The sequence below is a fragment of the Macrococcus equi genome, from assembly GCF_047426745.1.
In the GTDB taxonomy this organism is placed as follows: Bacteria; Bacillota; Bacilli; order Staphylococcales; family Staphylococcaceae; genus Macrococcoides; species Macrococcoides equi.
On record NZ_CP179732.1, the window covers coordinates 592,756 to 618,983 of the forward strand.

General features: G+C 36.8%; 39 protein-coding genes. 8 read left to right on the forward strand and 31 right to left on the reverse strand.

Features of this window, described 5'->3' with window-relative positions; translation table 11 throughout:
* Positions 1-19: 19 nt before the first annotated feature.
* The 25 genes from infA to rpsJ form a co-directional block, all read right to left on the reverse strand.
* Complete coding sequence (gene infA, locus ACMGE6_RS03100; protein ID WP_001118443.1) at positions 20-238, reverse strand: translation initiation factor IF-1; 219 nt, start codon at positions 236-238, stop codon at positions 20-22.
* Between the two features lie 20 nt (positions 239-258).
* Positions 259-540 (reverse strand): hypothetical protein, encoded by a 282-nt coding sequence (locus ACMGE6_RS03105; protein WP_414045111.1) that lies wholly within the window; start codon positions 538-540, stop codon positions 259-261.
* A gap of 52 nt (positions 541-592) precedes the next feature.
* Entirely contained in the window at positions 593-1,240 is a 648-nt protein-coding gene (locus tag ACMGE6_RS03110; RefSeq protein ID WP_414045112.1) for an adenylate kinase, read from the reverse strand.
* 17 nt (positions 1,241-1,257) lie between these two features.
* Positions 1,258-2,547, reverse strand: coding sequence for a preprotein translocase subunit SecY (secY, locus tag ACMGE6_RS03115; RefSeq protein WP_414045113.1), 1,290 nt, complete (start codon positions 2,545-2,547; stop codon positions 1,258-1,260).
* Positions 2,547-2,987 carry a 50S ribosomal protein L15 gene (rplO, locus tag ACMGE6_RS03120; protein WP_414054417.1) on the reverse strand — a complete coding sequence of 147 codons (441 nt, stop codon included), beginning with the start codon at positions 2,985-2,987 and terminating at the stop codon, positions 2,547-2,549. The genes secY and rplO overlap by 1 nt, the downstream gene beginning before the upstream one ends.
* Before the next feature lie 26 nt (positions 2,988-3,013).
* The gene (gene rpmD / locus ACMGE6_RS03125; RefSeq protein ID WP_099578977.1) at positions 3,014-3,193 is read right to left on the reverse strand and encodes a 50S ribosomal protein L30; all 180 of its coding nucleotides are present in this window, start codon (positions 3,191-3,193) and stop codon (positions 3,014-3,016) included.
* A gap of 14 nt (positions 3,194-3,207) precedes the next feature.
* Positions 3,208-3,705 carry a 30S ribosomal protein S5 gene (rpsE, locus tag ACMGE6_RS03130; RefSeq protein WP_099578979.1) on the reverse strand — a complete coding sequence of 166 codons (498 nt, stop codon included), beginning with the start codon at positions 3,703-3,705 and terminating at the stop codon, positions 3,208-3,210.
* An 18-nt stretch (positions 3,706-3,723) separates the two neighbouring features.
* On the reverse strand, positions 3,724-4,086 hold the full coding sequence (rplR, locus tag ACMGE6_RS03135; RefSeq protein WP_414045115.1) for a 50S ribosomal protein L18: 363 nt from the start codon (positions 4,084-4,086) through the stop codon (positions 3,724-3,726).
* A 27-nt stretch (positions 4,087-4,113) separates the two neighbouring features.
* Positions 4,114-4,650, reverse strand: coding sequence for a 50S ribosomal protein L6 (rplF, locus tag ACMGE6_RS03140; protein ID WP_233682051.1), 537 nt, complete (start codon positions 4,648-4,650; stop codon positions 4,114-4,116).
* A 28-nt stretch (positions 4,651-4,678) separates the two neighbouring features.
* Positions 4,679-5,077, reverse strand: coding sequence for a 30S ribosomal protein S8 (rpsH, locus tag ACMGE6_RS03145; RefSeq protein WP_012656119.1), 399 nt, complete (start codon positions 5,075-5,077; stop codon positions 4,679-4,681).
* Between the two features lie 28 nt (positions 5,078-5,105).
* The gene (rpsN, locus tag ACMGE6_RS03150) at positions 5,106-5,291 is read right to left on the reverse strand and encodes a 30S ribosomal protein S14 (RefSeq protein WP_036787751.1); all 186 of its coding nucleotides are present in this window, start codon (positions 5,289-5,291) and stop codon (positions 5,106-5,108) included.
* A gap of 28 nt (positions 5,292-5,319) precedes the next feature.
* Positions 5,320-5,865 carry a 50S ribosomal protein L5 gene (gene rplE / locus ACMGE6_RS03155; RefSeq protein WP_096077493.1) on the reverse strand — a complete coding sequence of 182 codons (546 nt, stop codon included), beginning with the start codon at positions 5,863-5,865 and terminating at the stop codon, positions 5,320-5,322.
* A 23-nt stretch (positions 5,866-5,888) separates the two neighbouring features.
* Positions 5,889-6,197, reverse strand: coding sequence for a 50S ribosomal protein L24 (gene rplX, locus ACMGE6_RS03160; RefSeq protein ID WP_096077494.1), 309 nt, complete (start codon positions 6,195-6,197; stop codon positions 5,889-5,891).
* A 33-nt stretch (positions 6,198-6,230) separates the two neighbouring features.
* Positions 6,231-6,599: a 50S ribosomal protein L14 gene (rplN, locus tag ACMGE6_RS03165; RefSeq protein ID WP_086041702.1), complete on the reverse strand. Its 369-nt coding sequence runs from the start codon at positions 6,597-6,599 to the stop codon at positions 6,231-6,233.
* Between the two features lie 30 nt (positions 6,600-6,629).
* A complete protein-coding gene (gene rpsQ, locus ACMGE6_RS03170; RefSeq protein ID WP_233682052.1) occupies positions 6,630-6,893 on the reverse strand; it encodes a 30S ribosomal protein S17 in 264 nt (87 codons plus the stop codon).
* Between the two features lie 26 nt (positions 6,894-6,919).
* Positions 6,920-7,132 (reverse strand): 50S ribosomal protein L29, encoded by a 213-nt coding sequence (rpmC, locus tag ACMGE6_RS03175; RefSeq protein WP_041635771.1) that lies wholly within the window; start codon positions 7,130-7,132, stop codon positions 6,920-6,922.
* Positions 7,122-7,556, reverse strand: coding sequence for a 50S ribosomal protein L16 (gene rplP, locus ACMGE6_RS03180; RefSeq protein WP_233682053.1), 435 nt, complete (start codon positions 7,554-7,556; stop codon positions 7,122-7,124). Before rplP ends, rpmC begins: the two co-directional genes overlap by 11 nt.
* Before the next feature lie 2 nt (positions 7,557-7,558).
* Positions 7,559-8,212: a 30S ribosomal protein S3 gene (gene rpsC, locus ACMGE6_RS03185; RefSeq protein WP_414045116.1), complete on the reverse strand. Its 654-nt coding sequence runs from the start codon at positions 8,210-8,212 to the stop codon at positions 7,559-7,561.
* A 27-nt stretch (positions 8,213-8,239) separates the two neighbouring features.
* On the reverse strand, positions 8,240-8,617 hold the full coding sequence (gene rplV / locus ACMGE6_RS03190; RefSeq protein ID WP_262995064.1) for a 50S ribosomal protein L22: 378 nt from the start codon (positions 8,615-8,617) through the stop codon (positions 8,240-8,242).
* Between the two features lie 22 nt (positions 8,618-8,639).
* A complete protein-coding gene (gene rpsS, locus ACMGE6_RS03195) occupies positions 8,640-8,918 on the reverse strand; it encodes a 30S ribosomal protein S19 (protein WP_012656110.1) in 279 nt (92 codons plus the stop codon).
* 67 nt (positions 8,919-8,985) lie between these two features.
* Positions 8,986-9,816: a 50S ribosomal protein L2 gene (gene rplB / locus ACMGE6_RS03200; RefSeq protein ID WP_414045117.1), complete on the reverse strand. Its 831-nt coding sequence runs from the start codon at positions 9,814-9,816 to the stop codon at positions 8,986-8,988.
* A gap of 47 nt (positions 9,817-9,863) precedes the next feature.
* The gene (gene rplW / locus ACMGE6_RS03205; protein WP_096077500.1) at positions 9,864-10,139 is read right to left on the reverse strand and encodes a 50S ribosomal protein L23; all 276 of its coding nucleotides are present in this window, start codon (positions 10,137-10,139) and stop codon (positions 9,864-9,866) included.
* Positions 10,139-10,762, reverse strand: a complete 624-nt coding sequence (gene rplD / locus ACMGE6_RS03210) for a 50S ribosomal protein L4 (RefSeq protein WP_099578989.1) — start codon at positions 10,760-10,762, stop codon at positions 10,139-10,141. The genes rplW and rplD overlap by 1 nt, the downstream gene beginning before the upstream one ends.
* A gap of 28 nt (positions 10,763-10,790) precedes the next feature.
* Positions 10,791-11,453 carry a 50S ribosomal protein L3 gene (gene rplC, locus ACMGE6_RS03215; protein ID WP_233682058.1) on the reverse strand — a complete coding sequence of 221 codons (663 nt, stop codon included), beginning with the start codon at positions 11,451-11,453 and terminating at the stop codon, positions 10,791-10,793.
* 26 nt (positions 11,454-11,479) lie between these two features.
* Complete coding sequence (gene rpsJ, locus ACMGE6_RS03220; RefSeq protein WP_096077503.1) at positions 11,480-11,788, reverse strand: 30S ribosomal protein S10; 309 nt, start codon at positions 11,786-11,788, stop codon at positions 11,480-11,482.
* Positions 11,789-12,171: 383 nt separating this feature from the next.
* On the opposite strand from rpsJ, the gene ACMGE6_RS03225 reads away from it, so the two are divergent.
* On the forward strand, positions 12,172-12,570 hold the full coding sequence (locus ACMGE6_RS03225) for a hypothetical protein (RefSeq protein WP_414054418.1): 399 nt from the start codon (positions 12,172-12,174) through the stop codon (positions 12,568-12,570).
* A gap of 35 nt (positions 12,571-12,605) precedes the next feature.
* Here the strand turns inward: ACMGE6_RS03225 and ACMGE6_RS03230 are convergent, their stop codons facing one another.
* Positions 12,606-13,952: an NCS2 family permease gene (locus ACMGE6_RS03230; RefSeq protein WP_414054419.1), complete on the reverse strand. Its 1,347-nt coding sequence runs from the start codon at positions 13,950-13,952 to the stop codon at positions 12,606-12,608.
* 244 nt (positions 13,953-14,196) lie between these two features.
* Between ACMGE6_RS03230 and ACMGE6_RS03235 the strand changes: the two genes are divergently transcribed.
* Positions 14,197-15,075: a nuclease-related domain-containing protein gene (locus ACMGE6_RS03235; protein ID WP_414054420.1), complete on the forward strand. Its 879-nt coding sequence runs from the start codon at positions 14,197-14,199 to the stop codon at positions 15,073-15,075.
* Positions 15,076-15,620: 545 nt separating this feature from the next.
* Here the strand turns inward: ACMGE6_RS03235 and ACMGE6_RS03240 are convergent.
* Both ACMGE6_RS03240 and ACMGE6_RS03245 read right to left on the reverse strand, forming a co-directional pair.
* Entirely contained in the window at positions 15,621-17,138 is a 1,518-nt protein-coding gene (locus ACMGE6_RS03240; RefSeq protein ID WP_414045121.1) for an SLC13 family permease, read from the reverse strand.
* A gap of 76 nt (positions 17,139-17,214) precedes the next feature.
* The gene (locus tag ACMGE6_RS03245; RefSeq protein WP_414054421.1) at positions 17,215-19,341 is read right to left on the reverse strand and encodes a DNA topoisomerase III; all 2,127 of its coding nucleotides are present in this window, start codon (positions 19,339-19,341) and stop codon (positions 17,215-17,217) included.
* A 130-nt stretch (positions 19,342-19,471) separates the two neighbouring features.
* On the opposite strand from ACMGE6_RS03245, the gene ACMGE6_RS03250 reads away from it, so the two are divergent.
* Positions 19,472-20,284 carry an HAD-IIB family hydrolase gene (locus tag ACMGE6_RS03250; protein ID WP_414054422.1) on the forward strand — a complete coding sequence of 271 codons (813 nt, stop codon included), beginning with the start codon at positions 19,472-19,474 and terminating at the stop codon, positions 20,282-20,284.
* Positions 20,285-20,289: 5 nt separating this feature from the next.
* Positions 20,290-21,141, forward strand: coding sequence for a GNAT family N-acetyltransferase (locus tag ACMGE6_RS03255; protein ID WP_414054423.1), 852 nt, complete (start codon positions 20,290-20,292; stop codon positions 21,139-21,141).
* A gap of 29 nt (positions 21,142-21,170) precedes the next feature.
* On the opposite strand, the gene ACMGE6_RS03260 is transcribed toward ACMGE6_RS03255, so the two are convergent.
* Both ACMGE6_RS03260 and ybaK read right to left on the reverse strand, forming a co-directional pair.
* Positions 21,171-22,253 carry a metallophosphoesterase gene (locus ACMGE6_RS03260; protein ID WP_414054424.1) on the reverse strand — a complete coding sequence of 361 codons (1,083 nt, stop codon included), beginning with the start codon at positions 22,251-22,253 and terminating at the stop codon, positions 21,171-21,173.
* On the reverse strand, positions 22,243-22,725 hold the full coding sequence (gene ybaK, locus ACMGE6_RS03265) for a Cys-tRNA(Pro) deacylase (RefSeq protein ID WP_414045126.1): 483 nt from the start codon (positions 22,723-22,725) through the stop codon (positions 22,243-22,245). The genes ACMGE6_RS03260 and ybaK overlap by 11 nt, the downstream gene beginning before the upstream one ends.
* 77 nt (positions 22,726-22,802) lie before the next feature.
* Here ybaK and ACMGE6_RS03270 point away from each other — a divergent pair, with 77 nt between their 5' ends.
* The 4 genes from ACMGE6_RS03270 to ACMGE6_RS03285 all read left to right on the forward strand — a co-directional run bounded on the left by ACMGE6_RS03270 (position 22,803) and on the right by ACMGE6_RS03285 (position 24,990).
* A complete protein-coding gene (locus tag ACMGE6_RS03270) occupies positions 22,803-23,282 on the forward strand; it encodes a GyrI-like domain-containing protein (RefSeq protein ID WP_414045127.1) in 480 nt (159 codons plus the stop codon).
* A complete protein-coding gene (locus ACMGE6_RS03275) occupies positions 23,279-23,437 on the forward strand; it encodes an SE1832 family protein (RefSeq protein WP_414045128.1) in 159 nt (52 codons plus the stop codon). Before ACMGE6_RS03270 ends, ACMGE6_RS03275 begins: the two co-directional genes overlap by 4 nt.
* Before the next feature lie 75 nt (positions 23,438-23,512).
* On the forward strand, positions 23,513-24,673 hold the full coding sequence (locus tag ACMGE6_RS03280) for an MFS transporter (protein WP_414054823.1): 1,161 nt from the start codon (positions 23,513-23,515) through the stop codon (positions 24,671-24,673).
* The gene (locus tag ACMGE6_RS03285; RefSeq protein ID WP_414054425.1) at positions 24,670-24,990 is read left to right on the forward strand and encodes a hypothetical protein; all 321 of its coding nucleotides are present in this window, start codon (positions 24,670-24,672) and stop codon (positions 24,988-24,990) included. The genes ACMGE6_RS03280 and ACMGE6_RS03285 overlap by 4 nt, the downstream gene beginning before the upstream one ends.
* A gap of 25 nt (positions 24,991-25,015) precedes the next feature.
* Here ACMGE6_RS03285 and ACMGE6_RS03290 read toward each other — a convergent pair whose 3' ends face one another.
* Positions 25,016-26,176: an aminotransferase class I/II-fold pyridoxal phosphate-dependent enzyme gene (locus tag ACMGE6_RS03290; protein ID WP_414054426.1), complete on the reverse strand. Its 1,161-nt coding sequence runs from the start codon at positions 26,174-26,176 to the stop codon at positions 25,016-25,018.
* Positions 26,177-26,228: the final 52 nt, after the last annotated feature.

A 26,228-nucleotide genomic window follows, 5' to 3' on the forward strand; every position in this document is an offset into this window, starting at 1 on the left:
TTTAATATTGGAGTTCTTATTATTTATAACGATACGTAATGCGTCCACGTGTAAGATCATATGGACTCATTTCAACTGTTACTTTGTCGCCAGGTAGAATACGGATGTAGTTCATACGAATTTTACCGCTAACATGCGCTAAGATCTCATGACCATTTTCTAATTCTACTTTAAACATTGCATTTGGTAAAGTATCTAATACAGTACCTTCTAATTCAATTACATCTTGTTTAGCCATTTTCAAATTCCCCCTTTTTATCAAGATTCCGAAATTCGAGCGGTATATTTTTGCAAAACGTAACGTAATTTAGCGTCTGTTACAAAACCTGCTTCAGAAATACTCGATTTAATTTCAGGTGAGTGTACTTCACTTAGTATTAAATGCGACAGGTTCTTTTTCTTTGGATATTCATAAGTCCGTTTATCTCCGTCTGCAACAAGTACAAATCGATGATCGATAATAGCAATAATGACTCCAGGTAACCCTTTATCTTTGCCACGATTACTCGTAACAATTTGACCAATACTAACTTGATTCAACTGATCACATCCACTTAAGCAACTCACCAGAGAGGTGAATCTCGGTAAACGATTAAAGCTGATTTAATACATTCTCAACTTCAGTTGTAACATCCTTAATATCTTTCGAACCATCAACATTGAAAAGCACGCCTTGTTTCGTATAGAAATCAATTAATGGTTTCGTTTGTTTAATGTTAACGTCTAAACGTGTACGAACTGTTTCAGGATTATCATCTGCACGTTGATATAACTTACCACCATCAATATCACAAATACCATCTACTTTGGGTGGATTAAATACTAAATGATAAGTTGTCCCACAAGTTTCGCAAATACGACGACCCGTTAAACGGTTCATCAATTCTTCTTCCTGTACGTCAATGTTAATTACGCCTTCAATCTTACGATCAACTGCAGCTAACATTTCATTTAAAGCAACAGCTTGTTCAACTGTTCTCGGGAAACCATCTAGTAAAAATCCGCGCTTAGCATCTTCTTCTAACAATCTTTCACGAACGATACCAATTGTTACTTCATCTGGAACAAGTTCGCCGTTATCCATGTAAGACTTTGCTTTTTGACCAAGCTCAGTATTATTTTTGATAGCTGCACGGAACATATCTCCAGTAGAAATATGAGGAATTGGGTATTTCTTAATAATTTCACTCGCTTGAGTTCCCTTACCTGCACCAGGTAAGCCCATTAAAATGATATTCATAAAATGCCCTCCAGACATTAACGTCTTTTAAAACCTTTATATTCACGTTGACCAAGTTGAGCCTTTAACTGAGCAATAGTCTCTAATGCTACCCCTATTACGATTAATAAACTTGTCCCACCAATACGAAGTGATTGAGGTAAGTTTAAGAAATCTGAAACAAGTAATGGTAACACGGCGATACCTGCTAAGAATAAAGAACCAACAAAAGTTAAACGATAAAGAACTTTTGTAATATAGTTTTGAGTGTTCTTACCAGGACGAATACCCGGTACGTAACTACCCTGTTTTCTTAAGTTGTCAGCCATTTGTTCAGGATTAACTTGAACAAATGCATAAAAGTAAGCAAATGCAATAATTAAAATTACATATACAATCATACCAATCGGCTGTGCCGGATCAGAATGTGCAGCTAATGATTTTGCCCAATCTGCTTTAGGGAAGAGTAATTGTAACGTCTTCGGAAGCATGAAAAATGCCATTGCAAAGATAACTGGAATAACCCCAGCAGCATTTACTTTTAACGGTAAGAACGTTGCTTGTGGTGCTAAACGGTTACCTGTTGTACGTTTGGCATATTGAATTGGAATTTTACGCACAGCTTGTAATACAAATACTGCAAACGCAGTAAGTAAAATCATACCAATGAAGATACCAATCGCTTCTAAAATAGCCATTGTCGTGTCGTTACTACCAACAAATGTTTGTTGATAATATTGAATTAACGCTGGCGGTATTGAAGAAAGAATCCCACCGAAGATGATAATAGAAATACCATTACCAACACCGTGTTGAGTAATCTGTTCACCTAACCACATTAAAAATGCAGTACCTGCAGTTAACACGATAGCGATAAGAATAAAGTTCCAAATACTTGTGTTCGTGATCAACTGACCACCTAACATGTTGTTGAAGCTATAACTCATCCCAAATCCTTGAATAAAGGCTAATACAATTGTGAAGTATCTCGTAAATTGCGTAAGCTTTTTACGACCCACTTCACCTTGTTTTGACCATTCAGTAAACTTAGGTACAACATCCATCTGTAGCAACTGAACTACGATTGAAGCTGTGATATAAGGCATTATCCCCATTGCAAGAATAGAGAAGTTTTGTAGTGCGCCTCCTCCAAATGTATTCATTAAGTCAGTGATACCTTTGTTCGCCTGACTTTCGAAAGCAGTTGGATTCACACCTGGAACAGGTATATACGTTCCGATTTTAAAGATAATTAACATTGCGAGTGTAAAGATGATTTTGCTACGTATTTCTTTGACTTTAAAGAAACTTACAAGCGTATCAAACATTAGATCACCTCTGTAGTTCCGCCCTTACCTTCAATTGCTTCTTTAGCTGAAGCTGAAAATTTATGAGCTTTTACTGTTAACTTTGCTGTTAATTCACCATTACCAAGAATTTTGATACCTGATTTTTCGTTAGAAACAACACCTGATTCAATTAATAAAGCTGGTGTTACTTCAGTACCATCTTCAAAACGATTTAATTGATCTAAGTTAACAATCGTGTAGTCTTTGCGGTTGATGTTAGTAAATCCGCGTTTTGGTAAACGACGGAATAAAGGTAATTGTCCACCTTCAAAGCCTAAACGTACTCCACCACCTGAACGTGCTTTTTGACCTTTGTGTCCACGTCCACTTGTTTTACCATTACCTGAAGCCATACCGCGACCAACACGGTTGCGTTCTTTACGAGCGCCTTCAACTGGTTTCATTTCATGTAATTTCATTTCGGCACCTCCTTATTCCTAAAATATTATGCTTCTGTTACTGTCACTAAGTGACTTACTTTGTTAATTTGCCCACGAATCGCAGGGTTGTCATCAACTTCAACTGTTTGATGCATTTTGTTAAGCCCTAAAGCTTTAACAGTTTTACGTTGTGTTTCAGGACGACCGATAATACTACGAGTGAGGGTGATTTTAATTTTAGCCATTGTTTATGCCCTCCTTAATTGTATAATTCTTCGACTGATTTACCACGTAATTTTGCAACATCTTCAGCAACTTTAAGTTCTTTTAAACCTTGAACAGTAGCGCGAACCATGTTGATTGGTGTGTTTGAACCTAATGATTTACTTAAGATATCAGTGATACCAGCTAATTCTAACACGGCACGAACTGGACCACCAGCGATAACTCCCGTACCAGGTGCTGCAGGTTTGATTAATACGCTTCCTGCTCCGAATCTACCTGTAACTTCGTGAGGTGTAGTACCTTTCACACGAGGAACAGTGATTAAGTTTTTCTTAGCATCTTCGATTGCTTTTTTAATCGCTTCAGGTACTTCTTGAGCTTTACCAGTACCGAAACCAACGCGACCATTTTTGTCTCCAACAACTACTAAAGCAGTGAAACGCATACGACGTCCACCCTTAACAACTTTAGATACACGGTTGATGGTAACTACGCGTTCTTCAAATTCTTTAACTTCTTTTTCACGACGCATTAAGAGTTCCTCCTTTTATTAAAATTCTAAACCGTTTTCGCGTGCTGCATCAGCTAATGCTTTTACACGTCCGTGGAATAAATATCCTCCGCGGTCGAATACAACTGCTTTAACGCCTTTTTCTACTGCTAATTTCGCAACGGCTTCACCGACTTTAGCTGCTGCTTCAACGTTTGAAGTAGTTTCTAAGCCTAAACCTTTATCTTGTGTTGATGCTTGCGCTAAAGTTACACCTTTAACGTCATCAATCACTTGTGCGTAAATGTGTTTGTTTGAACGGTATACGTTTAAACGAGGACGCTCAGTAGTACCAGCTAATCTGCTACGTACACGAGCATGTCTTTTCATACGCACTTTGTTCTTATCGATTTTAGTGATCATGAATATTCTCCTTTCCTATTTTAGAGATTACTTACCAGTTTTACCTTCTTTACGACGAACATATTCGCCTTCGTAACGTACACCTTTACCTTTATAAGGCTCTGGAGGACGAGTAGCACGGATATTTGAAGCGATTGCTCCAACACGCTCTTTAGAAATACCTTCAACTTTTACTTTCGTATTTTTATCAACTGATAAAGTAATTCCTTCTTCAGCTACGATTTCAATTGGGTGAGAGTATCCAACGTTTAAGATTAAGTTTTTACCTTGCATTTGAGCACGGTAACCAACCCCGATTAATTCTAAGTTCTTTTCGAATCCTTTTGAAACACCTTCAACCATGTTAGCGATTAAAGCACGAGTTGTTCCGTGGATTGTTTTATGAGCTTTAGAATCAGATGGACGAACTACTTCTAAAGTATTGTCTTCTAATTTATATGTCATTTCTTCGTTAAATGTATTAGTTAATTCACCTTTAGGTCCTTTAACTGTTACAGTATTACCGTCGATTTTGATTTCAACCCCAGCTGGGATTTCGATAATCTTCTTACCAACACGACTCATAAGTCGGCACCTCCTTCTTTAATAATTCTTACCAGATGTAAGCTAATACTTCTCCACCAATGTTACGTTGACGCGCTTCTTTATCAGTTAAAACACCTTCTGAAGTAGAAACTAATGCAATACCTAAACCATTTAATACTTTTGGTAATTCATCAGCTTTAGCGTATACACGTAAACCAGGTTTTGAGATACGTTTTAAACCAGTGATAACACGTTCGTTGTTAGCACCGTATTTTAAGAACATACGGATAACACCTTGTTTATCATCTTCAATATATTCAACACTTTTAACGAATCCTTCACGTTTAAGGATTTCAGCGATTTCTTTTTTGATGTTTGATGCAGGTAATTCTAATTTCTCGTGACGTACCATGTTTGCGTTACGTACGCGAGTTAGCATATCTGCGATTGGATCTGACATAGTCATTTAAATATCCTCCTTTCAGGTTTAAATTTTACCAGCTTGCTTTTTTAACGCCAGGAATCTGACCTTTATAAGCTAATTCACGGAAACAAATACGGCAAAGTTTAAATTTGCGTAAAACTGAGTGTGGACGTCCGCAACGTTCACAACGAGTGTATTCTTGAACTTTAAATTTTTGTTTACGCTGTTGTTTAGCGATCATTGATTTTTTAGCCACTAAATTTAGCCTCCTTTTATATTAGAGATTACTTTTGAAATGGCATACCGAATTGTGTTAACAATTCACGAGCTTCCTCGTCAGTGTTAGCAGTAGTTACGATAACGATATCCATTCCGCGTGTTTTACTTACTTTATCATAATCGATTTCAGGGAAAATTAATTGTTCTTTAACGCCAAGTGTGTAGTTACCACGGCCGTCAAACGCTTTGTTTGAAATACCACGGAAGTCACGTACACGAGGTAATGAAACGTTTACTAATTTATCAAAGAATTCGTACATTCTTTCTCCACGTAAAGTAACTTTTGCCCCGATTGGCATACCTTCACGTAAACGGAATGTCGCGATTGATTTTTTAGCACGAGTAACCATTGGTTTTTGACCAGTGATAGCTTGTAATTCTTCAACTGCTGAGTCTAAAACTTTAGAGTTTTGAACAGCGTCACCGATACCCATGTTTACTACGATTTTTTCGATTTTTGGTACTTCCATCACTGATGCGTAATTAAATTTCTTCATCATTTCAGGTGAGATTTCTTTAATGAATTTTTCTTTTAAACGTGTTTGTGTCAATGTGAGAACCTCCTTCCAGATAATTATTTAATGATTTCTCCAGATTTCTTAGCTACACGTACTTTCTTGCCATCTTCTATTTTCGTACCAACACGTGTTGGTTTGTTTGTTTTTGGGTCAATTAACATTACATTTGAAACGTGAATTGCAGCTTCAAATTCAACGATGCCGCCTTCAGGATTCATTTGAGTAGGTTTTTGGTGTTTTTTCACGATGTTAACACCTTCAACAACTACGCGATCTTTTTTAGGAAGAGCTTCAATTACTGTTCCTGTTTTACCTTTATCTTTACCTGTGATAACGATAACTTTGTCGCCTTTTTTAATATGCATGTCGTAGACACCTCCTCTTGATTTTGTGTTTTATTATAATACTTCAGGTGCTAATGAAACGATTTTCATGAAGTTACCTTCACGTAATTCACGTGCAACAGGTCCGAAGATACGAGTTCCACGAGGTCCTTTGTCATCACGGATGATAACACAAGCGTTTTCGTCAAATTTGATGTATGAACCGTCGTTACGACGTACACCAGATTTAGTACGAACGATAACAGCTTTAACAACGTCACCTTTTTTAACAACGCCACCTGGTGTAGCATTTTTAACTGTACATACGATTACGTCACCGATGTTAGCTGTTTTACGACCAGATCCGCCTAATACTTTAATAGTTAATACTTCACGAGCACCAGAGTTGTCTGCTACTTTTAAGCGTGATTCTTGTTGGATCATTCGAGTTACCTCCTTTATCTAATTTACTTATTAAATGATAATTGATTCTTCAACAACTTCTACTAAACGGAAGCGTTTTGTAGCTGATAAAGGACGTGTTTCCATAATCTTAACGATATCGCCCATTTTAGCTGTGTTGTTTTCATCATGTGCTTTATATTTTTTTGAGTACTTTACACGTTTACCGTATAAAGAATGAGTTTTGTAAGTTTCAACTAATACAGTGATTGTTTTATCCATTTTGTCAGATACTACTTTACCTGTATAAACTTTACGGTCGTTTCTTTCGCTCACAAGAGTTCCCTCCTATTCCTTAAAAATTATTTTTGTTCAGTTTTTTGTTGCTCGATTTCTCTTTCACGTACAACAGTTTTCATACGCGCGATTGATTTTTTCACTTCGCGAATACGTGCTGTATTTTCAAGTTGACCTGTAGCTAACTGAAAGCGTAGGTTGAAAAGTTCCTCTTTAAGCGATTTTACTTTAGTTTCAATTTCAGAAGTGGTTAAATCTCTAATTTCCTTAGCTTTCATTTGTGTCACCACCCAATTCTTCACGTTTTACAAACTTAGTTTTCACTGGAAGTTTGTGAGATGCTAAACGTAATGCTTCACGAGCTACTTCTTCTGATACACCCGCGATTTCGAACATAATACGTCCAGGTTTTACTACTGCTACCCATCCTTCAACTGCACCTTTACCAGAACCCATACGTACTTCTAAAGGTTTTTTAGTATATGGTGTGTGAGGGAAGATTTTAATCCAAACTTTCCCGCCACGTTTCATGTAACGAGTCATTGCAATACGAGCTGATTCAATTTGACGAGAAGTGATCCAAGCTGCTGTAGTTGCTTGTAAACCAAATTCACCAAATGTTACTTCGTTTCCGCCTTTTGAACGACCAGTTGTTTTAGGTCTATGTTGACGACGGTATTTTACACGTTTAGGTAATAACATTATTATTTTCCTCCTTCACTAGACTTCTTTGTAGGAAGAACTTCACCACGATAGATCCATACTTTAACACCTAATTTACCGTAAGTAGTGTCTGCTTCTGCATGTGCATAATCGATGTCAGCACGTAATGTATGAAGTGGAACAGTTCCTTCTGAATATTGTTCAGCACGCGCGATATCTGCGCCGCCTAAACGACCTGATACTTGAGTTTTGATACCTTTAGCACCTAACTTCATAGCACGACCGATAGCTTGTTTTTGAGCACGACGGAAAGATACACGGTTTTCTAATTGACGTGCGATGTTTTCCGCAACTAATGTAGCGTCCATATCAACTTTCTTGATTTCTATAACGTTGATGTGTACACGTTTACCAGTTAAGTTGTTTAAAGCGTTACGTAATTTTTCAATTTCTGAACCGCCTTTACCGATAACCATACCAGGTTTACCAGTGTGGATAGCGATGTTAACACGATTCGCTGCGCGTTCGATTTCTACACGAGAAACAGAAGCGTCTTTTAAGTTTTCTGCGATATATTTACGAACTTTTAAGTCTTCGTGTAATAGAGTAGCGAAATCTTTTTCTGCATACCATTTCGCATCCCAGTCACGAATGATTCCGACACGAAGTCCGATAGGATTAATTTTTTGACCCACTGTATTCCCTCCTTAATGAGATAATAATTATTTAGCTTCTTCTGTAGTTACTTCTTTTTTTGAAGATTTAACTTCTTTTTCACCAACAACGATAGTGATGTGGCTTGTACGTTTGTTAATCGCACTTGCACGACCTTGTGCACGTGGACGGAAACGTTTTAAAGTTGGTCCTTCATTTGCATAAGCTTCTTTAACGATTAAAGTATCAATATTCATATCGTAGTTGTGCTCAGCGTTAGCTAAAGCTGACATTAATAACTTTTCAACTACTGGTGATGATGCTTTGTTTGTTAATTTTAAAATAGCAATAGCTTCCGCTACTTCTTTACCTCTGATAAGATCTAAAACTAATCTCACTTTACGAGGTGCGATTCTGATTGTTCTTGCAACCGCTTTTGCTTCCATGGTTATTCCTCCTTATTTGAAATTAGCGTTTAGTTTTCTTGTCGTCTGCACCGTGACCTTTGTAAGTACGAGTTGGTGCGAATTCACCTAATTTATGTCCAACCATATCTTCAGTTACGTATACAGGTACGTGTTTACGACCATCGTATACTGCGATAGTGTGTCCAATGAAATTCGGGAAAATTGTAGAGCGACGAGACCAAGTTTTGATTACTGTTTTTTTGCCGCCTTCCTCTAATGCTTCAACTTTTTTCATTAAGTGATCATCGATGAAAGGTCCTTTTTTTAGACTACGAGCCATTATGGCGCCTCCCTCATGTCTTACTTCTTTGTTAGCGGCCTAAGCCGCTAACCTAAGTAAGTTATTATTATTTTTTACGTCCACGAACGATAAGTTTGTTAGAACGGTTTTTCTTCTTACGAGTTTTCTTACCAAGAGTTGGTTTACCCCATGGTGACATTGGAGATGGACGACCGATTGAAGTACGACCTTCACCACCACCGTGTGGGTGATCGTTAGGGTTCATTACAGAACCACGAACTGTTGGGCGGATACCTTTCCATCTAGAACGACCCGCTTTACCGATGTTGATTAATTCATGTTGCTCGTTACCAACTTGACCGATTGTAGCACGGCAAGTAGATAAGATCATACGAACTTCACCAGATTTTAAACGAACTAATACGTATTTACCTTCTTTACCAAGTACTTGAGCTGAAGCTCCAGCTGAACGTACTAATTGGCCACCCTTACCAGGTTTTAATTCGATATTGTGAATTACAGTACCTACTGGGATGTTTGCTAATGGTAATGCGTTACCTACTTTGATATCTGCTTCAGGACCGTTGAATACTTCAGTACCAACTTTTAATCCTTTAGGAGCGATGATGTAACGTTTTTCACCATCTAAGTAGTGTAATAAAGCGATATTAGCTGAGCGGTTTGGATCGTACTCGATTGTTGCCACTTTCGCTGGGATACCATCTTTGTTACGTTTGAAATCAATTACACGGTATTGACGTTTATGACCGCCACCTCTGTGACGTACTGTTAACTTACCTTGGTTATTACGACCCGCTTTTCTCGGAAGGGGCTCAAGTAATGACTTTTCAGGTGACGTTGACGTAATTTCAGCGAAATCTGAACCTGTCATATTACGACGACCGTTTGTTATTGGCTTATAATGTTTAATTGCCATTGTCGTTTTACCTCCTTAATGGTAAATGTTTATTTTTTAGTTTAATTTTAGCTGAAGAAATCGATTGAACCGTCTTTTAAAGTAACGATCGCTTTTCTTCTTTTGTTTGTGTAACCGCTGTGACGGCCAACACGTTTTTTCTTAGCTTTGTAATTCATAACGTTTACTTTATCAACTTTTACATCGAAGATATCTTCGATAGCAATTTTGATTTGTGTTTTGTTTGCACGAGTATCTACATCAAATGTGTATTTATCTTGTGCCATTTGTTCAGATGAACGTTCTGTGATAACGGGGCGCTTAATGATATCGCGATTTTCCATTAACCAAGCACCTCCTCTACTTTTTCAACTGCACCTTTAGTCATTACTACTTGGTTAGCATGAACGATATCTAAAACGTTTAAGCCAGTAGCAGTAATAACCGTTACGCCTGGGATGTTACGAGCAGATAATGCTACGTTTACATCTTCAGCTTCAACGATGAATAATACTTTTCTTGGTAATTCTAAAGTAGTAGTCATGTTTTTGAATTCTTTAGTTTTAGGAGCATCAAATGTTAATGATTCTAAAACTGTAAATGCGTTTTCTTTTACTTTAGCTGATAAAGCTGAGCGTAAAGCTAAGCGACGCATTTTTTTAGGCATTTTGTAAGAATAGCTTCTTGGAGTTGGTCCGAATACGATACCACCACCACGCCATTGTGGAGCACGGATAGTACCTTGACGAGCACGACCAGTACCTTTTTGCTTCCAAGGTTTACGTCCGCCACCGCGTACTGCTGAACGGTTTTTAACTGCGTGAGTACCTTGACGCATAGAAGCTCTTTGTAAATTGATTGCTTCGAATAATACATGTTGATTAGGTTCGATTCCGAATACACTTTCGTTTAATTCGATTGAACCAGCTTTTGTTCCATCTACTTTTAATACATCATAATTTGCCATTATGTTTGTTTCCTCCTTTCGTGGTTACTTATTTATTACCTTTTTTGATTGAAGTTTGAATTTTAACTAAACCTTTTTTAGGTCCAGGTACATTACCTTTTACTAAGATAACGTTCGCTTCAGCGTCTACTTTAACGATTTCTAAGTTTTGCATAGTAACTGTATTACCACCCATACGGCCTGGTAATGCTTTACCTTTAAATACTTTAGAAGCGTCAGATGCCATACCCATTGAACCTGGGCGTCTGTGGTAACGAGAACCGTGACTCATAGGTCCGCGTGATTGACCGTGACGTTTAATAGCCCCTTGGAAACCTTTACCTTTAGAAACTCCTGTTACGTCAACGATGTCACCAGCTTGGAACGCGTCCACAGTGACTTCTTGACCTACTTCGTAAGCATCAACGTCTACGTTTCTGAACTCACGAATGAAGCGCTTAGGTGCTGTGCCTGCTTTTTTAGCATGGCCTTCAGCTGGTTTCGTCGCAAATTTGTTTGATTTACGAGTTGCTTTGTAAGCTTGTTTGTCTTCAAAACCGATTTGGATTGATGAATATCCATCAACTTCTTCAGTTTTCTTTTGTAATACTACGTTTTGTGCTGCTTCTACTACTGTAACTGGAATTAATTCACCGTTTTCAGCGAATACTTGTGTCATTCCAACTTTTCTTCCTAAGATTCCTTTGGTCATCGAAAGTCGCACCTCCTACTTTTTAATTATAATTTGATTTCGATGTCTACACCTGATGGTAAGTTTAAGCCCATAAGAGCATCAACTGTTTTCGGTGTTGGGTTAACAATGTCGATTAAACGTTTGTGTGTGCGTTGCTCAAACTGTTCACGAGAATCTTTGTACTTGTGAACGGCACGGATAATTGTATAAACTGTTTTTTCCGTTGGTAACGGAATTGGTCCTGATACTTCTGCACCTGAACGTTTTGCAGTTTCTACGATTTTCTCAGCTGATTGATCGATTACACGGTGATCATACGCTTTCAAACGAATACGAATTTTTTGTTTTGCCATAATTTTACCTCCTCTTATAACGTCTATTTTGGTTTGATAGACTTCTCCACGAAAATTGTCAAACACATCGCCATGGCAAAGCGGCCGGGTGTGTCAGTAACCTCTCGCTTCATCGCTTTTTAAAGTCCAACAGTAGATATAATACACGAATTCTTTTGATTAAGCAATACTTTTGGCGATATTTATTAATTTATTTTAAAGAAACTCTAAATCTTTATTAATATTATGTAAATATCGGCGTATGTGTCATTATATTTATCATAGTAGAAACTCTAAAAATGTCTAACTGAGCGTTTTTGCATAGGATTAGATTATACCATGATATAATGTATATACAAAGAAAAAGTTTCAATTGTTACTTTACTATTTTGGAGGAAGATATTTTGAAAAGACCTATAAAAATAATTTTATTGATACTTGGATTTATTATGCTTTTTAAAGAAGCGCTTTTAGGATTACCCGTCTTCGGTGGGACATATGTCCTATCTCTAGGATGGGCGCCGCTTGGCACTAATATCAGCTTATATATTTTAATGCTGATTATTACTGCAGTTGATCGCACAAATGAAACACGTGGTTCATTAAGTTTTATAGCAATTGTCGGAATTATAGCCAACTCAATTGCGTTCATTCCGTTTGTCGGTATGTTTATGCATTGGCTGATGTTTTTCCTGATGCTTGTATATATCGGTATCATCTTAAATACGCGTGAATATCGTGGTAACACGACTTACTATGATCAACGTCGCGCTGGTGAAACAGTGAGAGAATATAGAAAATAAAAAAATTCGGGACTCCTATTGGAATCCCGAATTTTTTATTTACCCGGTACTTGTACTACAAACGTGAAATATAAGATAAAAATAATTGCCATTGCGTACATAATCGGATGAATCTCTTTTCTTCTGCCTGCCATAATCATTGTAATTGGATAGAAAATAAATCCACATGCTATACCTGTCGCAATAGAATACGTTAAAGGCATCATAATAATTGTCAGGAATGCTGGGACAGCAACTTCAAATCGCTCCCAGTCAATACGTTTTAAGTTCGATACCATGAGTACGCCAACAATCACTAATGCTGGTGCTGTAACAGCACTCGTTACTACCGCCATTAAAGGAGAGAAGAATAACGCTAACGCAAAGCATATTGCAGTAACTACACTTGCAAAGCCTGTACGAGCCCCAACTGCTACTCCTGCTGAAGATTCAATGTATGAAGTAGTCGTAGATGTACCAAAAATCGCTCCTGTAATCGTCGCTAATGAATCAGCGAATAATGCTCTTCCGGCACGTGGTAACTTATTATCTTTCACTAACCCTGCCTGGTTAGCGACTGCTACTAGTGTACCTGCAGTATCAAAGAAATCAATGAATAAAAATGTTAATACGACAATTAAGAAATGAATATTAAATATTTGATCAGGATGACCAAATGCTTCAAAAGCTTTACCGAATGTTGGTTCAACGCTCGGTACTGAACCAATAATTTGTTTTGGCGCATCAATCAACCCAAATAATACACCAACAAGTGCAGTAATCACCATACCAATAAAGATGCTACCTGGCACGTTTTTGGCCATCAAAATTACAGTTAGAATGATTCCTCCAACCGCTAACAATACGTGTGGGTCATGGATATTACCAAGCGAAACTAATGTTGCTTGATTATCCGTTACGATACCTGCCCCTTTTAACCCAACAAAAGTGATAAATAATCCGATACCAGCGGAAACTGCCATTTTCAGTTCAAATGGAATCGCGTTAATAATTGTTTCACGTAATCCAGTCATTGTGAGCATTGCAAAGAATATACCTGAGCAAAGTACACCAGCAAGAGCTGTTTGCCATGGAATATGATATTGTAATATAACCGTGAAAGCAAAGAATGCATTCAATCCCATCCCCGGCGCTAACGCGATAGGATAGTTCGCTATGATTCCCATGAAAAGACAACCGACAATCGATGCTAAGATTGTTGCGACGAATGCCGCTCCTGAATCCATACGCACACTATCAGGGAGACCCTTTACGTCTGCTAAAGAAAGCATCGCAGGGTTAACCGCTAATATGTAAGCCATTGATAAGAAAGTTGTTAAGCCACCAAGAATCTCTCTTTTATAGTTAGTGCCTAACTCATCAAATTTAAAATAATTTCTCATTGTGCACTTCCCTTTTTTAAATTTTATACTTGTATAGTCTAATCTGAGCGTTCGGAAAAATCAATATAATTTTTATATTATTAGCTTGAATGTTCGTTTTATACCAAAAAGTAGGAGAATATCGATGAAGTAATTTTTTCTACTATAAATTTCTATCAAAACTACATCATTCTTTACGTGAAGTTCATATTCAGTTGAAATAACTTTGATATTAATGAACTATCTTAGTAATTTGGAGGATAAGATGTTAAGACCACCACGAATGATGATATTAGAAGATGTACTAAAGAAAAGACTAAAAGATTATTCATATAGTGAGGATTACTATTTTGTCAGTTATGGATTTTTAGGAGAACAGCAATTTGTGAATACTTTTCCCATTGCATCTCATCATATTGAATTGTTTAATATCGTATTGAAACATTACGGAACCTCTTTTGAGGTCGATCGATTAATCATAACCGGCGAATCAATTTATGCATTTGATATTAAGAATCATAGCGGTCAATATAATATAGATGGCGAAACCTGGACAAAACATTTTAAAACAATTAAAAGTCCTACAACACAATTTGATGTACTGGAGAAAGGTATGCAGCAAATAATCGGAGGTACCGATATACCTCACCAATTAGTCTGCAAAATGGTATTTATCAATAAAACATTTACCATCAATAAAGATATCCACGGCGTAGTCAAATATCATGAAATCCATCCTATTATGCGTGCAATGCGAAATGAACTCCCGTGCGGAGACGTTGAACATAGAATTAAAAATTACTTTGTTAATCTTTCTCATCCCAATACACTTAATTATAAACGACCACAATTTGACATAACAGATATTGCAGGTGGTGTGATGTGTATGAAGTGTGAAGGTAAATTTGATATGGAGAGAAAAAATAGCCAAAGTACAGAGTGCCCGAACTGTGGACACCTTTCTAAAAAAGTGGATTTAATAAAAAATGCATTAGTAGAGTATGAATTACTAAAAGATACAGGTTTTACCCATAAAGAAGCTCATCAATGGATTGGTATCGAATACCGCAATATTACGAATCGTGTTTTAAAGAAATATTTTGATTATAAGGATGGTTTTTATTGTTACAAGCATTCTTTATAGTGAATTAATGCATGGGTTGATCTTGAACTGGGCATTATCATGTACTTTCTGCACAGGTCGACAGTGAACCGGGCATTATCATATACTTTCTGCACAGGTCAACAGTGAACTGGGCATTATCATATACTTTCTGCACAGATCGACAGTGAACCGGGCATTATCATATACTTTCTGCACAGGTCGACAGTGAACCGGGCATTATCATGTACTTTCTGCACAGGTCCACACTAAACCGGGCATTATCATATACTTTCTGCACACTTCGACACTAAACTGGGCATTATCATATACTTTCTGCACGGGTTGACACTAAACCGGGCATTATCATGTAGTTTCTGCACGGCTTCACATTGAGCTGGGCATTATCATGTACTTTCTGCACGGGTTGACACTAAACCGGGCATTATCATATACTTTCTGCACGGGTCGACACTAAACCGGGCATTATCATACACTTTCTGCACGGATTGACACTAAACCGGGCATAATCACTCTCGTCATCTCCACAAAAATAGCGCACCTCAGCTGAGGCACGCTTACTTCGTCTATAGTAAACCAATCCATTTCCAGTACGTCGCACTAAATAATAAAATCAGTAAATAGCCAATGATTGTTAAAGCTATACCTGTTTTCAGGAAATCTTTAACTGTAAATGTACCCGTACCGTAAGCTAACATATTCTGAGGTGCTGAGACAGGTAGTAAGAAGCCAAAACTGATTACGAATTGTTGAATCAGCACAAATCCAATAGCATTATCTTTTAATCCAAGCGTTGATGTTAAAGCTATAAACACCGGAATTAATGCACTTGCTAAACTTGTTGCACTGGCAAATCCTAAATGTATCACAATATTAAATATTGTAATCAGAGCAATGACTGCAAGGAGTGGCATTTGCTCAAGTCCCATCAAACCAAATGTTTTATCACTTAACCACTGTGCTGCTGTAGTTTGAAGTAACAGATTTCCAAGCGAAATTCCGATTGCAAATACAATGATCGTTCCCCAAGGAATCAGTTTCTCAACGTCCTTCCAACTGAACACTCCAATCTTTGGCGTTAACATGATTGCTAAAGCAACCAATGTAATAGAAGATGAATCAATTGGATGCAGTTTCGCCTCCGTTGACCAGAAGAAAAGTAACGCTACAGAAATGGCGATTAAGCGCCATTCTCTTGCTGTCACCGGACCAAGTTCTGCAAGTTGTTGTTTCACAAGTTCTTTTCCACCTGCTATTTCTTTCGTTTCAGGTTTAATAACAGTAATCATTATAAAATACAATGCAATCGACATGATGATTGACCATGGTGCTGCATACATAAACCACTGCCCCCATGATATATCCTGATTAAACGTTTTATTGATAAAGCCCATTGCCACCATATTTTGTGCGGCACCTGTTTTAATACCAACATTCCAAATCGATACCGCTTGAACGGCTGTTATGACAAGTAGTGCAGCAAGACGAGATTCTTTCTTTGCACCAAAAGCAGTAACCATTCCTAACAGAATCGGCACAACAGCTCCAGCTCTTGCAGTAGCAGAAGGTACAAAGAACGCTAAAATAATCGAAACGATAATCGATCCAGCTACAACAGCATTCGTTTTATTTCCCACAATAGATAATACTAGTAGTGCTAAACGTTTATGCAAGTTTGTGACTTGCATAGCTGTTGCTAAAAATAATGCTGCTGCTACTAAAGCAACCGCAGAACTTGAAAATCCACTAAATGCAATTTTCAATGCATTCTGCGTACCAAACAATGCATCTTCAGCTAACGGTTTCCCAGCAACCATCGGGTTCCCCATAGATGCACCTAACTTCTGTATCGGGCTGAAACCAACAAGCATAATAATCAATGCGACAATCATCGTACTCGATACAGGATAACTTACCGCTTCAGTTACCCACATGATTACGGCAAAAGCAAGTATCGCGAGTGCCATCTTACCCATTACCGGTAAATCAGCAGGTGTAGGGAGTAAAACGATTGTAAATAAAACAATAAAGCTCAGAATAATCCATAACGGTTTGAGATTTAACTTTTTCTTTACTTCTTCCATAAAAGACGCCCCCTTTTTTATCACTTCTATTGTAACATCTTTTATGAAAGCGATAACACTTTCTGTAAAAAAATCCCTAAATATTTAAGTTTTTTAATGCATCTGCAAACGGATTATTAATCGGTTCATCTTTTTTCATATATTTCTTCATTTCATTTTTTGAGACTTTTCCTGTTTTTTTGGATTTAAAGCGTTTATCCATTTGTTCCTGTGTTTCACGGAATCCGCACTTACAACTGTACATCGCTTTCGGGCCTTTACCATGTAATACTAACTTCTTCTTACATTCCGGGCATCGTGCATTTGTCTGGCGCTGCACATTTTTCTTCGTACCACATGTCGGATCCTGACAGACGAGCATTTTTCCATTTCGTGTCTTCTTCTCAAGCATAAACTTGCCACATGTCGGGCATTCTGTAGTCGTCATATTGTCATGCTTAAATTTGTCTTCACTTGATTTAATTTCAGTAATAATCTCCTGTGTGAATGAACGCATTTCATTGATAAATTTATTCTTGTCGTATTTATTTTTCTCAATCAATGTAAGCTTATGTTCCCAGTCAGCTGTAAGTTCTGGTGACTTTAAAGCACTTGGTGCAAGATCTAATAACTGACGACCTTTGTTCGTTAATTTAATATTGCCGCTCACATTTTCAATTGCATTTAAGTTATATAACTTTTCGATAATATCAGCACGCGTCGCTACTGTTCCAATTCCACCTGCTGACTTCAGTGTAGATTGTGCAGATTTATCAATATCAAAGATACTGCTAGGGTTCTCCATTGCTTTTAACAGACTGCCTTCATTTAAATAAGGTGGCGGCTCTGTTTCGTGAGCTGTTTTATTTATTTTTATATTCTCAAATGTCTTTCCTTTTTGAAATGCATGGTGTTTTCTGCCACTGTCAGCATTACTCAGTGCCATAAATCCAGGTTGAATGGTTTCTTCCTGTTTGACTATAAACTTTTCTTTGCCCATTGTTACTGTTACTTTTTGTTCTGCATATACATATGGTGGCATCAAATTGCTTAAGAAACGTTCTGCAATCAGCAAATAAATATTGCGCTCACGTGGACTTAAATTATCCAGATTCACTCGTACTTCGGTCGGTACAATTGCGTGGTGATCACTTACCTTCGCATCATTAACAAAGTGTCCTCCTACTTTAATCGGTGACTTCATCAGGTCAACTACCTGACTTCTATATTCAGTCGTCGCTAGTGATGCAACTCTATCTTTTAACGTATTTACCATATCCGTTGTTAAATAATTTGAATCTGTACGTGGATATGTTACTAATTTATGAGATTCGTATAAGTTCTGCATCGTATTTAGCGTTTCTTTAGCAGAGTATTTAAATCGGCGATAGGCATCCTGCTGTAGAGAAGTTAAATCATACAATTTCCCGGGAAAACGTTTCTTCTCATTTGAAACAACTTCATTAATAATTGCTTTTTCTTTTTTTAACTTTTGAATAATATCATCTACTACTTGTTCATCAAATATACGATTGTTAGTCTGCCAGTTAAATGTCACACCATCAATGACAATATTTAAGCCGAAATAAGTTCTCGGTTTAAACTGATTAATCGCATCCTGTCTGATTTTAACCATTTGTAAAGTAGGTGTCTGCACACGCCCTGTTGACAATTGCGCATCGTATTTTGTCGTTAATGCTCTCGTCGCATTAATACCTACAATCCAGTCTGCTTCACTTCTGGCAAGCGCTGCTTGATATAAACCATTGTAGGCACTACCAGGCTTTAATTGTTTAAAACCATCGCGAATCGCACCATCAGTAACTGAAGAAATCCATAATCGTTTAACCGGTTTATTTCCTTTGCATTTTTCAAGTATTAATCGTGCAACGAGCTCCCCTTCTCGACCCGCATCTGTCGCTATGATCACTTCTTTAACATCCTGACGTTCAATCTGAGACTTTACAACATTAAATTGCTTACGTGTTTTACCAATAACCACAGACTTCATACGCTCAGGCAATATCGGTAAATCTTTCATATCCCATGTTTTATATTTACTGTCATACTGTTCAGGGTCTGCATTTGTAACTAAATGTCCAAGCGCCCAGGTTACGATATATTGATTGTTTTCCATATATCCATTTTTCTTTTGATTACAATTTAAGACACGTGCGATATCACGTGCAACTGAAGGTTTTTCAGCAAGTACTACTGATTTCATTTTATCCGTCCTATTCTCAATTAATTTATTAAATTATAACAGATTTTTTTATTCACTATCTTTTATATCATTTGCAATTGTTATTTTCGTGTCTCTCCGTTATGCTTAAAATAACTAAGGAGGCGTTCATATGAAGTCACATCATTTCCCTTCAACCGTACAATATTTAGTCTGCTCTGATTTCGATGAAACATACTTCGCACATAATTTAAGTAATGCTCCAGATGTTAAGGATTTAGATAAATATATCCATCAGAGTGCTGATAAATACGGTATTCTATTTGGCATTATTTCAGCGAGTACAAAAGAGATGATTGAAACTTGTTTTTCTATAGGTCATTATGATTATTATCCGCACTTTATCTCAACAAACTCAGGTACTGAAATATATTACGTTAAGGATAATGAGTTTGTACGTGATGAAGATTATCATACTTTTTTTAAGGACCTTAACCTTGATAAATCTATCATAATTGATATAGAAGAGCAGCTGAGAAAAGAAAACATTGACCTCATTACGCAAAAACCTTTTGAAAATGCTCCTTTTTCACGAAATTATTATTATAAAGCAATCGGTGAAAAAGATAAGGAGCATATCGAAAAGATTAAATCACTTGGTAAAGCCCATAACTTTAATGTCAATGTGAGCAAATGTAATCCACTTATCGGTGACCCGGAAGGTTATTATGATGTAGATTTTTATCCATCGATTGCCGGAAAACATGCGGTGGTGAACTATCTGACTCAAAAGTTCAATATCAATCCTGAGCATACCTTTGCATTTGGAGATAGTGGAAATGATATTTCGATGTTGAACGCAGTAAAACATGGGTATTTAGTTAGTAATGCAACTGAAGAAGCAAAAAGCTTATATCAAAGACATACAAATGCACCATATAATAAAGGTATTTTAGAAATATTAACGCACCATTTCGAGGAGTGAACCACTTGCAAATCTCTTATATGAATGATATTGAATTATTAGCTGAATTTTTATACCAACTGAATCAAGACAAGAAACATCATGTCGGCTACATCCGCGTAACTAAGCAAAGTATTATCGAACAGTTAAATAGCATAGATCCAAAAGATATGCTCCAGGTAACCGATCACAATAAAATTATTGCCGCCTTCGGTATTGAGCACATGAATGAGACAGAAGCTTTTGTACTTGGACCTATCACCACAAAAACTGATGAAGAAACTTTGAATATGATTCAGGTGATGTGGCAGGAATTCCTACGCGAACATCCTATGACCAAGACATATTATTTTAGTTTCCATGAAGACCACCGCTTCGGCCAGTCAGTAATGAAGCACTTGCGTACACAGTATCTTGGCACAACCTATACAATGATCGCCGATGAAAACAAGACTTCGACTATCGCACCACAAATTATTAAATATAAACCCATCTATAAAAATAGCTTTACACAGTTAATGAAAGACTTACGCTCAGATTATAAGACAATGCGCGATAAAATTTTAACGACTGTCGGGCACACACATGAACTCTATCTTTATTTAAATGAAGGTATCGCTAAAGCATTAATATGGATTCAAATCAATGATGATGATGTTTGTAATATTGAATATTTAGCCACACATCCACAATATCGTAACAAAGGCATCGGTCATCAGTTAGTTTCATTTGCTGTCAATCATGCATTCCATAAACATCATGCAAAACGAGTTCAAATCTCGGTTAAGAGTAAACGCGAAAAAAACATCGCCTTCTATGAAGAAATTGGTTTTAAAAAGATTAATGAAATGAATCACTTTAAATATACTGTAGATTGATAAAAGGTTGAGACTTCTGTCTCAACCTTTTACAATACTTCATCTGGCACCCACCCAGTGATGCCATCTTTCATGATTAATGTATACCCTAAATAGTTTTCATCAATGACAGCAACTTGTTCTCCTGCCGATACATCCATAAAGTAATCCGTATAATCATCTTTAAGTCGAAAGCCATCTTCTGTTTCCATAATAAACTCGGTCTTCACCATAAACTCCACACCAGAATGCACGTGTTTTGCCTGCGTGAAGTATTCATCTCCTTCAAATACTTCTATATCAAAATATGGATACGTAAATGTATGTGGCTCCTGATAGGCTACTTCAAAATCCTGAATAACTTCTCGTCTTGGATAACAGTCTGTATACTCTGTATCCAAATGATAAGTATCACCTTCATAATGAATGATGAGGGCATTAAGCTGCCCACTGTACTTCACTTGATTACCACCATCAATATCAATAATACGACTACTTTTATTCATTTTAATATTGTTGCTCATCAAACCATCTTCTACAAAGTTACAAGTTGGAAAGTGACCCACAACTACTGTTTTATCTGCATTGTGTGTTGCAGCATAAAAGTAAGGCATATTAAGCGCATTATAACGCGTTGTATTCATATAGTCTGTTTGTTCTAATCCTGCATGCACAAATATAAAATCTTCTGTTTCTATCATTAATGGTAAATCTTTGACTACGTCATGCAAATAACCAAAATGCTTACGCACGTCTTGTGCCATTTCACTTTGAGTTGTGTAGTCAGAAAGACTTTTACCAAGCTTAGCTAGTGCTTCATGAACAAGTGTGTGGCGATATGTCATATAGTGATACAAGTAATCTTCTTCCAGCTCATCAAAGATGCAGTCACAATTACCTAGAATCATATGGACATGCTCATGCTGCAGCAAACTTCCTACATACTCCACCAATTCAATACTGTTTGGTCCTTTATCAATAATATCCCCTAAAATAATTAAACGATCATCTTTACTATAATTTACTTTCTTGAGTAGTTGTTGAAATAGTTCCAGAGAACCATGAATATCAGAGATAACGATAGTACGTCTATCTTTTAATGATAAAGTCTGAAAATTATCTTTAATCTTCATCTGTAATGGCACTCACTTTCGCATTAATTAAATTAACCAGTTCAGTAACACCTAACTTCATTTGTATACCTATCTGTCCTGCACTGACTATCATAGTATCTAATTGCTCCACAGATGAATCTATTACAGTTAAGAACTGCTTTTTCATTCCGACAGGTGAACAACCACCGCGAATATATCCTGTTGTTTTCTCCAAATCTTTTATCGCAAGCATTTCAAGTTTCTTCTCACCTACTACTTTACTTATCGCTTTAATATTGAGTGTAGCCTCTACAGGAATCACCGCTACATAATGACCATTTTTACCATGTAACACTAAAGTTTTATATACTTCTTCTACAGGTTGTCCGATTTTACTTGCTACTGTGATTCCATCAACCTGATCACCTTCTACAGAGTAAGTAAAAATTTCATAATTTATTTTTTGCTGATCTAGCTTTCTCAATGCATTTGTTTTAACTTTTTTACTCATTATTAATCCTCCAATGTTCTTGTCACTTTATAATATAACATTTTTACGGTATATTTCAGGTATAAGGGGGTTTTAATATGACATATAAAGTTGTATCGCTCGACGCTTTTTATCTGAGTGGATTAAAGAAAGAATTTACGACTGAAACTATGGGAGAAATTAAGCCATTGTGGGATGCATTAGACGAAGATGGAACATTGAATAAACTCGAACAGCATAATGATGTCGAAGTGTTAAAAGGACATATCGGTGCCTGTATCAAAACTGAACCTTGTGAACACTTAAATTATTTAATTTCCGTTGCAACTAAAGCTCCACTCGAAAACTATGAAACTGCTTATATACCCGCTTCAGAATGGGTAGTATTTGAAGCTGTAGGACCGATTCCGACAGCAATCCAGGATACTTTTGAGTATATTTACGGTACATGGTTTAAAGATGCACCTTTCACTCCACTGCAAACAGCAGACATGGAGTTCTATCCGCTCGGTATGGAATTTGAAACCGACAACCCTAAAGTAGAAATATGGATCCCTGTAGAAAGGAAAGAAATATGAGTTTAGAACAGCAATTATTAGAACTTAAAGAAGAATATATTCGTATTCAAAATGACCTCGAAAAAGTTGAGTCGACAGGTCAGTCATCACCTCGTTTAGAGGAAAAACTTGCGTCAATCGAACAATCTATCCAGGAGATACGTAATCAAATGTAATCTTTTAGTCACGGTTATCCGTGACTTTTTATATGCTTTTCTTTAATAATTCGTTACAATATATGTATTAAATTAATATGGAGTGTATTTATGAATAAACAGATTAAGCTACTTATGGCTATCCAGTTTTTTATATATTTTGGTTTTAGTATCGTTATTCCGGTAATTCCTGCGCTCGTTCACAGTATGAACCTTAATGCTTTTCATATGGGATTATTACTTGCGAGCTACTCAATTTTTTCATTTATTGCAGCACCGTTCTGGGGATACTTATCCGATAAGATAGGCCGTAAAAAAATCCTGTTCATTGGACTTGCTGGTTTTACATTAAGCTTTCTGATTTTTGGGATTTTCATCGATAATTTAGCAATGCTTTATGCTGCACGTGTCATTGGTGGTATTTTCTCAGGAGCATGTTTCTCCACAACGACGAGTATGGTCAGTGATATGACGAGCGAAGAAGAACGTAATAAATATATGGGACTTATGGGAATGATGATAGGACTCGGCTTTATCTTTGGTCCTGCTGTAGGTGGTTTACTTTCAGGTATTAGTTATCAAATCCCTTACTTTGTAACAAGTGCTATCCTTGTGCTCATCGCCATACTATCAACAGTGACATTAAAAGAAACTTATCAAGGTAATACCAATAGTAAGGATGTTTCAGTTCGTCCAAAAATGTTGACACCACAAGTGATCCTTGTATTAGCCTCAACTTTTCTTGTTATGTTTACAATGAGTGGGATGGAAAGCGTCTTCCAGCTATTTGAAATCGAAAAGATTAATATAACCTCTACACAAATGGGAATGTTATTTATGGTTGGCGGACTAGTGAATGCCGGACTACAAGGTGGATATTTAAGAAAAGTAAAAGACGGACAGGAACAGCCCGTCATTATTGCTGGACAGATTATCACGATTATCGCATTTATACTGTTACCTTTCTCCATGAACTTATGGTTTGCAGGGCTATGCTTAGTGTTACTGATGGCAGGTAATGCATTAGTTAGAACACTATTAACGAGTCAACTGACGAAAGAAGGCAATCGTGCAAATATGGGAAAACTGACTTCAATCAGTTACAGCATGGATAGTTTAGGGCGCATACTTGGACCTCTTGCATTTACCGCAATCTTATCACGACAACTGGATGCACCTTTTTACTTCGGTGCTATAATGACTATAGTAGGCACGATCGTTTTAATGATGTATTTTAAGAAAGGACGCAACGTATGATTTTATTGATTGCTTTATTTTTATTGATGTATTTAATTATTAGCTATACGAGTATTTATCATGTTCAACTACGAATTTTAAATATTCTACGCATAGTTTTAGGACTCGGACTTTGTTTCTTTATCTTTACGTCGGTAATGCATGTCCCAGGAAATATGAAATACTGGATAACGCTTCTGGCATTTTGTTTATTGATGAACATTGAAATTTCAGCATACAAAAATAAGTTTAAAGATGCGAAAGCTAAATTAATCCTTGATATGTTCTCGATAATTCTAGCTTTAATGATTATCGTAATATCTGCAATATACATTTAAAAAGGGTGCCACTGGCACCCTTTTTTCATTCATATAATACATGTGTTTCTTTAATACGCTCTATAAACTCATCTAACTGTGCGTCTTCCACCGCCAACGAAACACGAATATAGTTATCACCTAAACTACCGAACGGTATACCTGGCGTTACTAATATACTTTGTGATTTAAGTAAAAAATCAACATACTCCTCACTATTGAATTCTGCAGGTACTTTTACCCATAAAAAAATTCCACCTTGCATCGGTTCAAAAGGAATTTGTGCTTCAATAAGGGCAGCTGTAACTTTATCACGTCGTTTTCTAAACAATTCATTTTGTTCATCTAAAAATGACTCTCCTAACTCCAATGCTGCAACTGCACCATCTTGAACAGCCCCCCACATTCCTACTTGCGTATGATCCTGATAATAATTTAAATTCTCGATGATTTCTGCATTACCTACTGCAAAACCCACACGCACACCTGACATATTAAATCCTTTTGACAGCGAGTATATTTCGACAGCGATATCTTTAGCGCCTTCAGATTGTAAGATACTCGGATTCTTTGCATCAAATCCAAAAGCAGCGTACGCAAAATCATGCACTATTTTTGTATTTGTATTTCTAAAACGTTCAATCGTTGCATCAAAAAATGCTTTAGTAGCGACTGCACCTGTGGGATTACTTGGATAGTTCAGATAAATTAATTTTGTATTCTCAAGTTCTTCTGAGTCTACTTGATTAAAGTCAGGCAAGTAATTATTCTCCGGGAAAAGCTTTAACTCATAATGTTCTCCATGTGCCAGCTTCACACCTGCTAAATAATCTGTATAGCCTGGATTCGGTAATAATACACCATCACCTGGTTCAATCACACACGTCGGAAGATGAACTAATCCGCTCTTAGTACCATAAAGAATGCAAATCTCTTTATCCTGATCTAATTCAACATCATAAATATCCTTATAAAATTTCTTAATTGTTTTCTTCAATGTATCTTTCCCACGAAATACACCGTATTTATTATTTTGCGGATCTTGAATTCCTTTAATCAAAGCATCTATTACACTCTCTGGAACAGGTTTATCCGGAATACCAACTGCCATATTAATCAGCGGCTTAGTACCTACCTCCAATTTTCTTCCCATCGTCTTTCCAAAGTAACTTTCAGGGATTGATGCTAATACTTCTGTGTATGCCATTATACTGCCTCCTATGGTTAATAATCCAATGCAAAAAAAACACCATCGCTTA